The 13,665-nt window shown below is 66.5% G+C and carries 10 protein-coding genes; 1 reads left to right on the top strand and 9 read right to left on the bottom strand.

Annotated features, from left to right (window positions below):
- Nucleotides 1-5: 5 nt before the first annotated feature.
- From gap to coaE, 8 genes are all read right to left on the bottom strand, one after another.
- Nucleotides 6-1,016: a type I glyceraldehyde-3-phosphate dehydrogenase gene (gene gap / locus BJ972_RS03820; RefSeq protein ID WP_129174356.1), complete on the bottom strand. Its 1,011-nt coding sequence runs from the start codon at nt 1,014-1,016 to the stop codon at nt 6-8.
- 96 nt (nt 1,017-1,112) lie between these two features.
- Nucleotides 1,113-1,739, bottom strand: a complete 627-nt coding sequence (locus BJ972_RS03825; RefSeq protein ID WP_129174358.1) for a superoxide dismutase — start codon at nt 1,737-1,739, stop codon at nt 1,113-1,115.
- A gap of 104 nt (nt 1,740-1,843) precedes the next feature.
- A complete protein-coding gene (gene whiA, locus BJ972_RS03830) occupies nt 1,844-2,824 on the bottom strand; it encodes a DNA-binding protein WhiA (protein ID WP_129174360.1) in 981 nt (326 codons plus the stop codon).
- A 54-nt stretch (nt 2,825-2,878) separates the two neighbouring features.
- Nucleotides 2,879-3,796 (bottom strand): RNase adapter RapZ, encoded by a 918-nt coding sequence (rapZ, locus tag BJ972_RS03835; RefSeq protein ID WP_129174362.1) that lies wholly within the window; start codon nt 3,794-3,796, stop codon nt 2,879-2,881.
- Between the two features lie 37 nt (nt 3,797-3,833).
- Entirely contained in the window at nt 3,834-5,723 is a 1,890-nt protein-coding gene (uvrC, locus tag BJ972_RS03840; RefSeq protein ID WP_129174364.1) for an excinuclease ABC subunit UvrC, read from the bottom strand.
- A 16-nt stretch (nt 5,724-5,739) separates the two neighbouring features.
- Nucleotides 5,740-8,634 carry an excinuclease ABC subunit UvrA gene (gene uvrA / locus BJ972_RS03845; protein ID WP_129174366.1) on the bottom strand — a complete coding sequence of 965 codons (2,895 nt, stop codon included), beginning with the start codon at nt 8,632-8,634 and terminating at the stop codon, nt 5,740-5,742.
- Nucleotides 8,635-8,712: 78 nt separating this feature from the next.
- Nucleotides 8,713-10,779: an excinuclease ABC subunit UvrB gene (uvrB, locus tag BJ972_RS03850; RefSeq protein WP_129174368.1), complete on the bottom strand. Its 2,067-nt coding sequence runs from the start codon at nt 10,777-10,779 to the stop codon at nt 8,713-8,715.
- Nucleotides 10,780-10,846: 67 nt separating this feature from the next.
- A complete protein-coding gene (gene coaE, locus BJ972_RS03855; RefSeq protein ID WP_129174371.1) occupies nt 10,847-11,461 on the bottom strand; it encodes a dephospho-CoA kinase in 615 nt (204 codons plus the stop codon).
- A gap of 61 nt (nt 11,462-11,522) precedes the next feature.
- Between coaE and BJ972_RS03860 the strand changes: the two genes are divergently transcribed.
- Nucleotides 11,523-12,149 (top strand): DUF4126 domain-containing protein, encoded by a 627-nt coding sequence (locus BJ972_RS03860; protein WP_129174373.1) that lies wholly within the window; start codon nt 11,523-11,525, stop codon nt 12,147-12,149.
- Here BJ972_RS03860 and rpsA read toward each other — a convergent pair.
- Nucleotides 12,146-13,594 carry a 30S ribosomal protein S1 gene (gene rpsA / locus BJ972_RS03865; RefSeq protein WP_129174375.1) on the bottom strand — a complete coding sequence of 483 codons (1,449 nt, stop codon included), beginning with the start codon at nt 13,592-13,594 and terminating at the stop codon, nt 12,146-12,148. The genes BJ972_RS03860 and rpsA overlap by 4 nt on opposite strands.
- Nucleotides 13,595-13,665 lie beyond the last annotated feature (71 nt).

Genomic DNA, 13,665 nt, shown 5'->3' on the forward strand with positions numbered 1-13,665 from the left:
GCCGCTCAGAGACGTTCGGCGACGTACTCGGTCAGGTCGACGAGACGGTTGGAGTAGCCCCACTCGTTGTCGTACCAGGCCGAGACCTTGACCAGGTTGCCGCTGACGTTGGTCAGCTCGGCGTCGAAGATCGACGAGTGCGGGTTGCCCTGGATGTCGCTCGAGACGATCGGGTCCTCGGTGTACTGCAGGTAGCCGGCGAGGCGGCCGTCGGCTGCAGCAGCCTTGTACTCGGCGTTGATCTGCTCGGCCGTGAGGCCCTCGGTCGGCGTCACGATGGTGAGGTCGACGATCGAGCCGGTGGGGACGGGCACGCGGTACGACGAGCCGCTGAGCTTGCCGTTGAGCTCGGGCAGCACGTGGCCGATGGCCTTGGCTGCACCGGTCGACGCGGGGACGATGTTGATCGCAGCGCCACGGGCACGACGGAGGTCGCTGTGCGGGCCGTCCTGCAGGTTCTGGTCGGCGGTGTACGCGTGAGCGGTCATCATGAAGCCGCGCTCGATGCCGAAGGCGTCGTTGAAGACCTTCGCGAGGGGCGCGAGGCAGTTCGTGGTGCACGACGCGTTCGAGATGATGACGTCGGTCTCGGGGTTGTAGTCGCCCTCGTTGACGCCCATGACGATGGTGACGTCGTCACCGGTCGCGGGAGCGGAGATGAGGACCTTCTTGGCGCCGCCGGCGATGTGCTTCTTGGCGTCATCCGCCTTGGTGAAGCGACCCGTCGACTCGATGACGATGTCGACGCCGTACTCGCCCCACGGGAGGTTGGCGGGGTCGCGCTCGGCGAAGACCTTGATCTTGCGGTCGCCGACCGTGATCGAGTCGTCGTCGTAGGAGACCTCTTCGGTCAGCGGTCCGCTGACGGAGTCGTACTTGAGGAGGTGAGCGAGCGTCTTGTTGTCGGTGAGGTCGTTCACCGCCACGATTTCGAGGTCTGCACCCTGCGCGAGAGCCGCGCGGAGGTAGTTGCGACCAATGCGGCCGAAGCCGTTGATTCCGATCTTTACGGACACGGATTACTCCTGTTTCTGGGGCGCGGTGACGCGCATACTGGGGATGAACACGAACGGACTGCGGTGTCCCCGGACGGCGTCCAGGGACACCATCCGCTAAGACAGTAGCAGCAGGCCGGAGGTCTTCTCGCGAGCGACGGAGAAGCGCTCCTGAACGTTCGCCCAGTCGACGATGTTCCAGAAGGCCTTGACGTAGTCGGCGCGCACGTTCTTGTAGTCGAGGTAGTAGGCGTGCTCCCAGACGTCGAGCATGAGCAGCGGCACGATGCCGGCGGGGAAGTTGGCCTGCTGGTCGAAGAACTGCACGATGATGAGGCGTTCGCCGATGGAGTCCCAGGCGAGGACGGCCCAGCCGGAGCCCTGGACGCCGAGCGCCGTCGCCGTGAAGTGGGCCTGGAACTTGTCGAACGAACCGAAGTGGTCGTCGATCGCCGACTCGAGGTCGCCGGTCGGCTTGTCTCCGCCGTTCGGCGAGAGGTTCGTCCAGAAGATCGAGTGGTTGACGTGACCGCCGAGATTGAACGCGAGGTCCTTCTCGAGCTTGTTCACGTTGGCGAGGTTGCCCGAGTCGCGAGCTTCGGCGAGCTGAGCGATCGCCGTGTTCGCGCCGGTCACGTACGCCTGGTGGTGCTTGGAGTGGTGCAACTCCATGATCGTCGCGCTGATACTCGGCTCGAGCGCCGAGTAGTCGTAGGCGAGGGACGGGAGGGTGTAATCAGCCATTGCTTTTCTCCTTGTCAAGTGCCGGAGCACATCAGTGCCGTGCTTCGAGCGACTCTGTCGAGTCTAGTGAAGACAACACATTCGAGCCTGATTGCTTCCCCGCGCTACACGTCGTCGAGGTCAGGCGGAAGGTTCGCGTCGGTGCCGGGGACACCGGTCTCGACGGCCTTCTTGTCGGCCATCGCGAGCAGTCGGCGGATGCGTCCCGCGACGGCGTCCTTCGTCATGGGCGGATCGGCGTGGTGACCGAGCTCGTCGAGGCTCGACTCGCGGAATCGCAATCGCAGGTCGCCCGCGTAGCGCAGGTGTTCGGGCACGTCGTCGCCGAGGATCTCAAGCGCACGCTCGACCCGCGCGCACGCCGCGACCGCGGCCTGCGCCGAGCGGCGGAGGTTGGCGTCGTCGAAGTTCACGAGTCGGTTCGCGGTCGCCCGCACCTCGCGGCGCTGACGCAGCTCTTCCCAGTTCCTGACGGTCGCCGTGGCGCCCATGTGCGCGAGCATCGCGCTGATCGCTTCACCGTCACGGATGACGACACGGTGCACCGCGCGCACTTCGCGCGCCTTCGCCGAGACGCCCAGGCGGCCCGCCGCACCCACGAGCGCCATCGCCGTCTCGTTGCCGGGGCACGTGATCTCGAGCGCTGCCGAGCGGCCGGGATCGGTCAGACTCCCCCGCGCCAGGAATGCGCCGCGCCAGATCGCCGCGACGTCCTCGCGCGAACCCGTCGTGAGCTTGTTCGGGAGGCCGCGCACGGGGCGACGACGAGCGTCGAGCAGTCCGGTCTGGCGGGCGAGGGTCTCGCCGCCGTCGAGGACACGCACGAGGTACTGCGGCGTGCGACGGAGCCCCGACGCCGAGATCACCGAGACGTCGGCACGGATGCCGTAGATCTCGGCGATGTCCCGCGTCACGCGCTTCGCGAGTGCCGGCGAGTCGAGTTCGGCCTCGATCGCGATGCGATTCGAGATGATGTGCAGTCCTCCGGCGAACCTCAGAATCGTCGCGAGTTCTGCCGCGCGAGCCGTCGTGCGGCCTTCGGCCAGGCGCGCCAGCTCTTCCTTCACCTCAGCGGTCAGTGCCACTCAATCATCCATTCGTTCTGTCGACGCCCACACGACACTCGGTCGGGGCGACGTTCATTCGCGACCGACGTCGCGATGCTTGATGCTCACGATCGCACCCGGAAGGGCAGCGATCTTGTCCTGGAGCGCACGGGCGACGGCGACCGAGCGGTGCTTCCCGCCCGTGCACCCGACGGCGATCGTCACGTGACGCTTGTTCTCACGCTGATAGCCGGCGAGCACGGGCTCGAGAGCACGAGCATAGTCGTCGACGAACTCGCGCGCTCCCTGCTGGCCGAGGACGTAGTCGGAGACCGCGTCGTCGAGCCCCGTCAACGACTTGAGTTCCTCGACCCAGAACGGATTCGGCAGGAACCGCGCGTCGGCGACGAGGTCGGCGTCGGTGGGCAGTCCGTACTTGAACCCGAACGTCAGGAGCGTGACGCTCACGCCCGCGGTCGACTCGTGGGCGAAGCTCTCGGTCGTGATGGTCGCGAGCTGGTGGATGTTGAGGTCGGACGTATCGATGACGAGATCGCTCATCTCGCGGATCTCGGCCATCCGCGCGCGTTCGGCGACGATGCCGTCGAGGATCGTTCCATCGCCCTGGAGCGGGTGGGGGCGACGCACCGACTCGAAGCGACGCACGAGCGCGGCATCCGTCGCGTCGAGGAAGACGACGCGGACGTCGAATCCGTTGCGCAAGCCCTGAATGATGTCGCGGAGTTCGTAGAAGAAGTCGCGGCCGCGGATGTCGACGATCGCCGCGATGCGCGGAAGCGTCGCTCCCGCGCGCTCGACGAGCTCGCTCAGCGGTCGGAGCATCTGCGGCGGGAGGTTGTCGACGACGTACCAGCCGAGGTCTTCGAGGGCGTTGCCGACCGTCGAGCGCCCGGCACCCGACATGCCCGTCACGATGAGCATCTCGCGCTCGTCGGGCGTCGTCTCGCCGTCGTCGTTCGCGGATCCGATCGTCTCGGGTTCGTCCGTCATCGTCTTCGGAGCCCCTTCCGCGTCCACTCCCCCCAGCCTATCGAGCCGCGGCGGCGCCGTCGCGCAGATGAGCGTGGATCGCAGTCGCGAGGGCGGGACCGACACCGCGGACCTCGGCGATGTCGTCGACGGATGCCTGCTTGAGCCGCGACACCGACCCGAAGTAACGCAGAAGCTCCTTCACGCGTGCCGGGCCGAGACCGGGGATCTCGGCGAGGATCGTCGAGATGTCGCGCTTCCGCCGTGATCGCTGGTGCACGATCGCGAAACGGTGGGCCTCGTCGCGGATGCGCTGGAAAAGGAACAGGGCTTCGCTGTTGCGCGGGAAGATCACCGGGTAGTCGGAGTCGGGCAGCCAGATCTCCTCGAGCCGCTTCGCGATGCCGCAGAGGGCGATGTCGGTCACGCCGGCTTCGGCGAGAGCGCGCGCCGCCGCCGCGACCTGCGGCTGCCCGCCGTCGACGATCAGAAGGTTCGGTCGGTACGCGAATCGCTTGCGCTGGACGACGACGCCATCGGCATCGGGTTCGGGCTCGGCCTCCTCGTCGATCACCATGCGCGCGAGTCGCCGCGTCATCACCTGATGGATCGAGTCGGTGTCATCCGTCGACTGGGGAATCGTGAACCGTCGGTACTCGTCCTTCCGCGGAAGACCGTCTTCGAAGACCACCATGGACGCCACGATGTTGGTGCCGCTCAGGTGAGAGACGTCGAAGCACTCCATCCGGAGCGGCGCCTCGGTCATGCCGAGCGCGCTCTGGATGTCTTCGAGAGCGCGTGACCGGGCGGTGAAGTCGGCGCTCCTCCGCGTCTTGTAGAGGATGAGCGCGCCCTTGGCGTTCTGCGTCGCGGTCGCGAGGAGCGCGGCCTTCTCGCCGCGCTGAGCGACACGGATGCGCACCCGGCGTCGCCCCACCCCGCTCAGCCAGTCTTCGAGCGCGGCCGCGTCGTCGGGGAGCTCGGGCACGACGATCTCGGTCGGCGGCGATTCGTCGGTGCCGTACGCGTTCTGCAGCACCGAGTCGACGAGGTCGCCGAGCGGGACGTCGAGCTCCTTGTCGACGGTCCACGCGCGCACACCGCGGATGCGACCGCCGCGGACGATGAACTGCTGGACCGCCGCCGCGAGCTCGTCGTGCTCGATGCCGAACAGGTCGATGTCGACCGAGTCGCGCAGCACCACGGCGCTCTTCTCGAAGAACGCCTGCGCGGCCTGCACCTGATCGCGACGCTTCGCCGCGAGCTCGTACTCCTGGCGCGCGGCGGCCTCGTTCATCTCGCGCGTGAGATCGGTGACGATCCGTCGATCCTGGCTCTGCATGAACGAGACGAAGCGGTCGACGACCGCACGGTGCTCGGCGATCGTGACCTTGCCGGAGCACGGCCCGAAGCAGCGACCGATCTGGCCGAGGAAGCACGGCTTTCCCGACTGCATCGCCCGCTTGTAGTCGGAGTCCTTGCACGCGCGCATCGGGAAGAGCGCACGCAGCGTGTCGATCGTCTCGTGCACCGCCCAGACCTTCGGGTACGGACCGAAGTACCGCGCACCGGGGATGCCGCGTCGACGCGTGACGAGCGCACGGGGCGCTTCATCGGCGAGGGTGACGGCGAGGTACGGGTAGGACTTGTCGTCCTTGAACTGCACGTTGAACGGCGGGTCGAACTCGTTGATCCAGGTGAACTCGAGTTGGAGTGCCTCGACCTCGGTGCCGACCACCGTCCACTCGACGCTCGACGCCGTCGTGACCATGCGTCGGGTGCGCTCGTGCAGGGTGCGGAGCGGTGCGAAGTAGTTGCTGAGCCGGGCCCGGAGGTTCTTCGCCTTGCCGACGTAGAGCACCCGGCCGCCGTCGTCACGGAACCGGTAGACGCCCGGAGTCGTCGGAATCTCACCGGCCTTCGGCCGGTAGCTCACCGTCTGCGACATGTGCCGACCCGTGACCTCAGCTCGCCGCGACGGCGCGCGAGGGTACGGCGTCGTCGAGGATCTCGCGGAGGAACCGGCCCGTGTGGCTCGCCTCGACGTCGGCGATCTGCTCGGGCGTGCCCGTCGCGATGACCTGTCCGCCGCCCGAACCGCCCTCGGGTCCGATGTCGATGACCCAGTCGGCCGACTTGATGACGTCGAGGCTGTGCTCGATGACGATGACGGAGTTGCCCTTGTCGACGAGCTTGCCGAGCACCTTCAGCAGCTTCTGGACGTCTTCGAAGTGGAGACCCGTCGTCGGCTCGTCGAGCACGTAGATGCTTCGACCGTTCGACCGGCGCTGGAGCTCGGTCGCGAGCTTCACGCGCTGCGCCTCGCCGCCCGAGAGCGTCGTCCCGCTCTGACCGAGCTTGACGTAGCCGAGCCCCACATCGACGAGCGTCTTGAGGTAGCGGTGGATCGCGGAGATCGGCTCGAAGAAGTCGGCCGCCTCACTGATCGGCATGTCGAGGACTTCGGCGATGTTCTTGCCCTTGTAGTGCACCTGCAGGGTCTCGCGGTTGTAGCGCTGGCCGCCGCAGACCTCGCACGCGACGTACACGTCGGGCAGGAAGTTCATCTCGATCTTGATCGTTCCGTCGCCCGAACACGCCTCGCAGCGGCCGCCCTTGACGTTGAAGCTGAAGCGACCCGGAAGGTAGCCACGCGCCTTCGCCTCGTTCGTCTCGGAGAAGAGCGTGCGGATTCGGTCGAAGACGCCGGTGTAGGTGGCGGGGTTCGAGCGCGGCGTGCGCCCGATGGGCGCCTGGTCGACGTGCACGACCTTGTCGAGGTTGTCGAGTCCGATGACGCGCTTGTGCTTGCCGGGCACCTTGCGGGCACCGTTCAGTCGGTTGGCGAGCACTCGGTAGAGGATGTCGTTGACGAGCGACGACTTGCCGGAGCCGCTCACCCCTGTGACCGCCGTGAGCGTGCCGAGCGGGAACTTCACGTCGATGCCGCGCAGGTTGTTCGCCGCAGCCCCCTGCACCTCGATCTGACGCTTCGGGTCGACGGGTCGGCGCTTCGTCGGCACCGCGATCTCGCGGCGACCGGCGAGGTAGTCGCCGGTGATCGACTCGGGGTTCGCCAGGAGGTCGTCGTAGTTGCCCGAGTGGACGACCCGGCCTCCCCCGACACCGGCGCCGGGGCCGATGTCGACGATCCAGTCGGCCGTGCGGATGGTGTCTTCGTCGTGCTCGACGACGATGAGCGTGTTGCCGAGGTCGCGGAGTGCGATGAGCGTCTCGATGAGGCGTCGGTTGTCGCGCTGGTGCAGACCGATGCTCGGCTCGTCGAGGACGTAGAGCACGCCGGTGAGGCCCGAACCGATCTGGGTGGCCAATCGGATGCGCTGCGCCTCACCGCCCGAGAGGGTCGCCGCGGCGCGGGCGAGGTTCAGGTAGCTGAGGCCGACGCGGATGAGGAAGTCGAGGCGCAGCTTGATCTCGCGGAGGACCTGCGCGGCGATCTTGACCTCACGGTCGGAGAGCTCGAGGAGGTCCATGAAATCGCGTGCGTCGGTGAGGCTGAGCTCGCAGACGTCGGCGATGCTCTGGTCGTGCACGTGCACCGCGAGCACCTCGGGCTTGAGGCGCTTGCCGTCGCACACGTGGCAGGGAACCTCGCGCAGGTACTCCGACCAACGCGCACGCTGCACGTCGGTCTCGGCCTGCAGGTACTGACGCTCGATGTAGGGCACGACGCCTTCGAAGCCGGAGGTGTAACTCATCTCGCGGCCGTAACGGTTGCGCCACTTGACGCGCACCTCGAAGTTCTCGCCGTGGAGCACGGCCCGGCGCACGTCGTCGCTGAGTTCGGCCCACGGCGTCGAGAGTGAGAAGTCGAGATCGCGCGCGAGACCCTCGAGGAGCTTCTCGTAATACTGGTAGAGGCCCTTGCCCTGCGTCGTCCACGGCAGGATGACGCCCTGATCGATGCTCAGCTCGGGATCGCCGAGCAGCAACTCGTCGTCGACCGACATGCGGGTGCCGAGGCCCGAGCACTCGGGGCACGCGCCGAAGGGAGCGTTGAACGAGAAGGTGCGCGGCTCGATCTCGGTCAGCTGGATGGGGTGCTGGTTGGGGCACGAGAGCTTCTCGGAGAACGTCGCGTACGCCTCGTCGCCCTCGAGGTCGACGAAGTTCACCCGCACGAGGCCGTCGGTGAGCCGCAGCGCCGTCTCGAGGGAGTCGGTGAGTCGACCGAGGATGTCGGGGCCGGCGACGAGACGGTCGACCACGACGGAGATGTCGTGCTTGACCTGCTTCTTGAGCGTCGGCGGAGCCGAGAGCTGGATGACCTCGCCGTCGACGACCGCACGCGAGAAGCCCTGAGCCGCGAGCTCCTTGAAGAAGTCGACGAACTCGCCCTTCTTCTGCGAGACGACGGGGCTCAGCACCTGGTACCGCGTGCCCTCGTCGAGCTCCATGAGCTGGTCGGCGATCTGCTGCACCGTCTGACGCTGGATGCGCTCACCGCACACGGGACAGTGCGGGACACCGATGCGCGCCCAGAGCAGACGCATGTAGTCGTAGATCTCGGTGATCGTTCCGACGGTCGAGCGCGGGTTGCGGTTCGTCGACTTCTGGTCGATCGAGACGGCGGGGCTCAGACCCTCGATGAAATCGACGTCGGGGCGATCGACCTGACCGAGGAACTGGCGGGCGTACGCCGAGAGCGACTCGACGTAGCGACGCTGGCCCTCGGCGAAGATCGTGTCGAATGCGAGCGACGACTTTCCCGAGCCGGAGAGGCCGGTGAAGACGACGAGCGCGTCACGCGGGATCTCGACGTCGACGTTCTGAAGGTTGTGGACGCGGGCACCGCGAACGCTCAAATGCGCTTGGGTTTCTAGGCGGGATACAGGCACTCTGAGAGTCTATGCAGCACCTCTGACACTCTCCCCCGAACGCCTCTGCTGAGAGCGAACGATCAGCGCTCCGGACGCCTAACCGAGGTGTCCGGCCTTCTCCATCTGCCGCAGCTCGCGCTTCAGGTCGCCGAGTTCGTCGCGCAGTCGCGCCGCGAGTTCGAACTTCAACTCACCCGCCGCTTCGAGCATCTGCTGGTTGAGATCGGCGATGAGCGACTCGAGCTCGTTCGCACCGGCCGCCGCGATCCCCTCGCGCCGGAGGTTCGGAACAGGAGACTTCTTCCGCGACTCACGATCGGCGAGGAGCGCGGCGGTATCGGCCTCTTCTCGGGCGAGGACATCGGTGATGTCGGCGATGCGCTTCCGCAACGGCGTCGGATCGATACCGTTGATGGTGTTGTACTCGACCTGCTTCTCACGGCGACGCGTCGTCTCCTCGATCGCCCGACTCATCGAATCGGTCATCACATCGGCGTACATGTGGACCTCGCCGGAGACGTTACGGGCGGCGCGACCGATCGTCTGGATGAGCGACGTCGACGAACGGAGGAAGCCCTCCTTGTCGGCGTCGAGGATCGCGACGAGCGACACCTCGGGAAGGTCGAGTCCCTCGCGCAGGAGGTTGATGCCGACGAGGACGTCGTAGATGCCGGCGCGGAGCTCGGTCAGGAGTTCGACGCGGCGGAGGGTGTCGACGTCGGAGTGCAGGTAGCGCACCCTCACACCCGCCTCGGTGAGGAAGTCGGTGAGTTCCTCGGCCATGCGCTTCGTGAGCGTCGTCACGAGCACGCGTTCGTTGCGATCGACGCGCAGTCGGATCTGTTCGAGCAGGTCGTCGATCTGCCCCTTGCTCGGCTTGACGACGATCTGCGGGTCGACGAGGCCCGTCGGGCGGATGATCTGCTCGACGACGCCGTCGGCGATCCCCATCTCGTACTTGCCGGGCGTTGCCGACAGGTAGACGGTCTGACCGACGCGCGCCTTGAACTCGTCCCACTTGAGCGGGCGGTTGTCGAGCGCGCTCGGCAGGCGGAAGCCGTGCTCGACCAGGGTGCGCTTGCGCGACGAGTCGCCCTCGTACATCGCCCCGATCTGGGGAACGGTGACATGGGACTCGTCGATGACGACGAGGAAGTCGTCGGCGAAATAGTCGAGCAGGCAGTGCGGCGCCTCACCGGGAGCCCGCGCGTCGATGTGCCGGGAGTAGTTCTCGATACCGGAGCAGAAGCCGATCTGCTCCATCATCTCGAGGTCGAACGTCGTCCGCATGCGGAGGCGCTGGGCCTCGAGGAGCTTGCCATCGCGTTCGAGCTCGGCGAGGCGCTCCTCGAGCTCGGTTCGGATGGTGCCGATCGCTCGCTGCATGACCTCGGTGCTCGCGACGTAGTGCGAACCCGGGAAGACGGGAATGGCGTCGAGTTTCTGCACGATGTCGCCGGTCAGCGGGTGAAGCGTGTACAGCGCCTCGATCTCGTCGCCGAACATCTCGATGCGAATGGCGAGCTCTTCGTAGACGGGGATGATCTCGATGGTGTCTCCGCGTACGCGGAAGGTGCCTCGCGAGAAGTCGACGTCGTTGCGCTGGTACTGCATCGACACGAACTTACGGATGAGCCAATCACGATCGACGCGCTGCCCCACCTGCAGGGGCATCATCGCCCCGAGATACTCTTCCGGCGTACCGAGGCCGTAGATGCACGAGACCGTCGAGACGACGACGACGTCGCGACGGCTGAGCAGCGAGTTCGTCGTCGAGTGGCGGAGCCGCTCGACCTCTGAGTTGATCGACGAGTCCTTCTCGATGAACGTATCGGTCTGAGGCACGTACGCCTCGGGCTGGTAGTAGTCGTAGTACGAGACGAAGTACTCGACGGCGTTGTTCGGCAGTAACTCGCGGAACTCGTTGGCCAGCTGGGCCGCGAGCGTCTTGTTGTGCGCGAGCACGAGGGTCGGCCGTTGCACCTGTTCGATGAGCCAGGCCGTCGTCGCCGACTTACCCGTTCCCGTCGCGCCGAGGAGGACGACATCGGTCTCGCCCGCATTGATGCGTGCGGCCAGGTCGGCGATGGCCGTGGGCTGGTCACCGCTCGGGGTGTACTCGCTGACGACTTCGAAGGGTCGCACCGATCGCGTGGCTTGCATGGGGTTCAGTCTAGATTCGACCTCTGACATGCCCGCCGGCGTTCACCGTCGGCGTAGCGGCGGCGCCTCAGCGCGCCGCGATCTCCTCACGCACACGACCCCAGACGGCGTCGACCTGGCTCATGGTCTTCGCGATCGAACCGCTCGTATCGATGACGACGTCGGCGATCGCACGCCGCTCCTCGTCGGTGGCTTGCGATTCGACCCGGGCATCGGCGTGGACGGGATCGAGACCGCGCTCGTCGACGAGCCGTGCGATGCGCGTCTTCTTCGGAGCCTCCGTGACGATGACGAGGTCGAACGGTTCGTCCGCCCGCCCCGACTCGACGAGGAGCGGGATGTCGTGGACGATGATCGCCGCGGGGTTCGCTGCGACGGCCTCGGCCCGAAGCCTCGCGCCGAGCTCCTTGACGGCCGGGTGCACGATCGCATTCAGCGTCCGACGCGCCTCGTCGTCGTGGAAGATACGCGCACCGAGCGCTTCTCGGTCGAGCGTTCCGTCCGGGCGCAGCACCTCGGGACCGAATGCCTCGCGAATTGCGGCGAGTCCCGGCGTGCCCGGCTCGACCACGCGCCGGGCGAGAACGTCCGAATCGATCAAGACCGCACCGTGCTCGACGAGACGACGGGCGACCGTCGACTTTCCCGAGGCGATTCCGCCGGTCAGCGCGATGACGTACATGTCGCTCACTCTATCCGTGCGAGACTCGAAGCGACCGGAACCCCCACGAAGGAGGCGCCACGTGCTCGAGATTCTGACGGGAACAGGGCTCGCTTTCGCGGCCGGACTCAACGCCTGGATCCCGCTCCTGCTCATCGGGGCGCTCGATCGGTTCACGGGGCTCATCGAGCTCCCGGCGGGGTGGGCGTGGCTGTCGAACGAGTGGGTGCTCGTCATCCTCGCCGCGCTCCTCGTGATCGAGTTCGTCGCCGACAAGGTGCCCGGCGTCGATTCCGTCAACGACGTCATCCAGACCGTCATCCGGCCCACCTCGGGTGGACTCGCGTTCGGCTCGGGTTCCGCCTCGACGACCGTCGCGGTCACCGACCCCGCGGCGTTCTTCTCGTCGAACCAGTGGGTGCCCGTCGTCGCGGGGATCGTCATCGCCCTGCTCGTGCACCTCGCGAAGTCGTCGATCCGGCCCCTCATCACCGCGACGACGGCCGGTCTCGGCGGACCGGTGGCGAGCGTCGTCGAAGACCTCGGCAGCATCGCGATGTCGCTGTTCGCGATCATCCTCCCCGTGCTCGTGATCATCGGCATCGCGGGCAGCATCGTCGGCGTCATCCTGATCGCCCGTCGCCTGCTCCGGAAACGCAGAAGGCCGAGCCCCGAGGGGCCCGGCCTTCCGGTGTCGACGAGCGACTAGTTGTTGCTGGAGAGCTTCTCGCGCAGAGCGGCGAGCGACTCGTCGTCGGCGAGCGTGCCGGCTCCGGCGCTCTCGCTCGTGAACGAGCTGGAGCCCGCGAACGAGTCGTCAGCGGCTGCAGCGAGCGAAGCCGAAGCGACCTGCTTCTTGTGCGACTCCCAACGAGCCTGGGCGGCAGCGTAGTCCTGCTCCCACTTCTCGCGCTGGGCGTCGAAGCCCTCGCGCCACTCGTTGGTCTCGGGGTCGAAGCCCTCAGGGTACTTGTAGTTGCCCTGCTCGTCGTACTCGGTCAGCATGCCGTAGAGCGCCGGGTCGAACTCGGTGCCCTCGGGGTCGACACCCTCGTTGGCCTGCTTGAGCGAGAGCGAGATGCGGCGACGCTCGAGGTCGATGTCGATGACCTTCACGAACACTTCCTCGCCCACCGAGACGACCTGCTCGGCCAGCTCGACGTGCTTGCCCGAGAGCTCCGAGATGTGCACGAGGCCCTCGATGCCGTCGGCGACGCGAACGAACGCGCCGAACGGGACGAGCTTCGTGACCTTACCCGGTGCGACCTGTCCGATCGCGTGCGTGCGGGCGAAGACCTGCCAGGGGTCTTCCTGCGTGGCCTTGAGCGAGAGCGAGACGCGCTCGCGGTCGAGCTCGACGGAGAGAACCTCGACGGTGACCTCCTGGCCGACCTCGACGACCTCGCTGGCGTGCTCGATGTGCTTCCACGAGAGCTCGGAGACGTGAACGAGGCCGTCCACTCCACCGAGGTCGACGAACGCACCGAAGTTGACGATCGACGAGATGACACCCTTGCGGATCTGGCCCGGGTGCAGGTTCGCGAGGAACGTCGAACGCGACTCGGACTGAGTCTGCTCGAGGAGCGCACGGCGCGAGAGCACGACGTTGTTGCGGTTCTTGTCGAGCTCGAGGATCTTCGCCTCGATCTCCTGGCCGAGGTACGGCGTGAGGTCGCGAACGCGGCGGAGCTCGATGAGCGAAGCCGGGAGGAAGCCGCGGAGGCCGATGTCGACGATCAGACCGCCCTTGACGACCTCGATGACCGAACCGGTCACGACGCCATCGGCTTCCTTGATCTTCTCGACGTCGCCCCACGCACGCTCGTACTGAGCGCGCTTCTTCGACAGGATGAGTCGGCCTTCCTTGTCCTCCTTCTGGAGAACGAGGGCCTCGACGGAGTCGCCGACGTTGACGACCTCGCTGGGGTCGACGTCGTGCTTGATGGAAAGCTCGCGGGAGGGGATAACACCCTCGGTCTTGTAGCCGACGTCGAGGAGGACCTCGTCGCGGTCGATCTTCACGACGGTGCCCTCGATGAGGTCTCCGTCGTTGAAGAACTTCAGAGTCTTTTCGACCGCGGCAAGGAAGTCTTCAGCAGAGCCGATGTCGTTGATCGCGACCTGCTTGGGTGCCTTGGTCGTTACGGTTGTCATTGAGTAAATACTCCAGTATGGACATTTTCGGGCCTCGCGCGGCGGTGGTGATGAGTGATTGTCCGCGAGAG

The sequence above is a fragment of the Agromyces atrinae genome (assembly GCF_013407835.1).
Classification (GTDB): Bacteria; Actinomycetota; Actinomycetes; order Actinomycetales; family Microbacteriaceae; genus Agromyces; species Agromyces atrinae.